Origin of the sequence: Mesorhizobium sp. M7A.F.Ca.US.006.04.2.1 (genome assembly GCF_004022915.1) — a bacterium.
GTDB classification, from domain to species: Bacteria; Pseudomonadota; Alphaproteobacteria; order Rhizobiales; family Rhizobiaceae; genus Mesorhizobium; species Mesorhizobium ciceri.
On record NZ_RZQA01001344.1, the window covers coordinates 1 to 1,030 of the forward strand.

At 63.9% G+C, this 1,030-nt stretch carries 1 protein-coding gene and 1 pseudogene; both read right to left on the reverse strand.

Annotated elements, in window-relative coordinates:
* On the reverse strand, nt 1–808 hold an 808-nt coding region (locus EN925_RS37175), incomplete at its 3' end, for an ABC transporter ATP-binding protein (protein ID WP_164894725.1).
* A 120-nt stretch (nt 809–928) separates the two neighbouring features.
* Nucleotides 929–1,030, reverse strand: a pseudogene (locus EN925_RS41280) (transcriptional regulator); the annotation flags it as partial.

Below are 1,030 nucleotides of genomic sequence, written 5' to 3' on the forward strand. Positions count from 1 at the left end.
GTGCGAAGACCGCGCGGTCTTCGCACAGGCCGGTCGAGCCATTGCCGGCAGGCTTGACGCCCTTCAGCGGCAGCATGTTGATTTCGCCGAGGAACTCGGCGACGAAGCGGTTGTCCGGCCGGTCGTAGACTTCGTCGGGCGCTCCGACCTGCAGCAGTTTGCCGTGGTTGAAGATGGCAACGCGCGACGACAGCGCCAGCGCCTCGCTCTGGTCGTGGGTGACGAAGACGAAAGTGGTTCCGGTTTCCTGGTGCAGCCGCTTCATCTCGGCCTGCATCTGGCCGCGCAGGCTCTTGTCGAGCGCCGAGAACGGCTCATCGAGCAACAGCACGCCAGGTTCGAACACCAGCGCCCGGGCCAGCGCCACGCGCTGCTGCTGGCCGCCCGACAGTTGCGCCGGCAGTTTCTTCTCGTGGCCCTTGAGACCGACGCGCTCGATCATCTCGCCGACACGGCGCTTGATGTCGGCGGCCGGTTTCTTGCGCACCTTGAGTGGGAAGGCGATGTTGGCTTCGACGCTCATATGCGGGAACAGCGCGTAGCCCTGGAACACCATGCCGGCGGCCCGTTGCTCTGCCGGTCGGTCGGTGATGTCGACGCCGTCGCTGAACAGCTTGCCCTCGGTCGGCTGCACGAAGCCCGCAAGGATCATCAGGAAGGTGGTCTTGCCCGAACCCGACGGCCCGAGCAGGGTCAGGAACTCGCCACGGCCGATATTGAGCGACAGATTGTCCAGCGCACGGAACGAGCCGAAGCTCTTGCCGATCCCGAGTGCCTTGATCTCTGCGGCACGGCCGGGTTGCTGCATACTGCCCTTTCCCTAACGCTTGTCGAAATCGTAGGCAGGGTGCCGGCTCACCGCAACCGAATAGTTTTCGCGTGATCGGCAAATTCCATTCATCTATGGCGAGATGGCGCCGCCTTGCCCTCAATACGGCAGAATGCGGTTCTCCTGGAGTTTCGACCGCAGCCATCCCGCGAACGCTTCCAGCACCGGATGCGAAGCCTTGGCGTGTTCGGAGACCAGGAA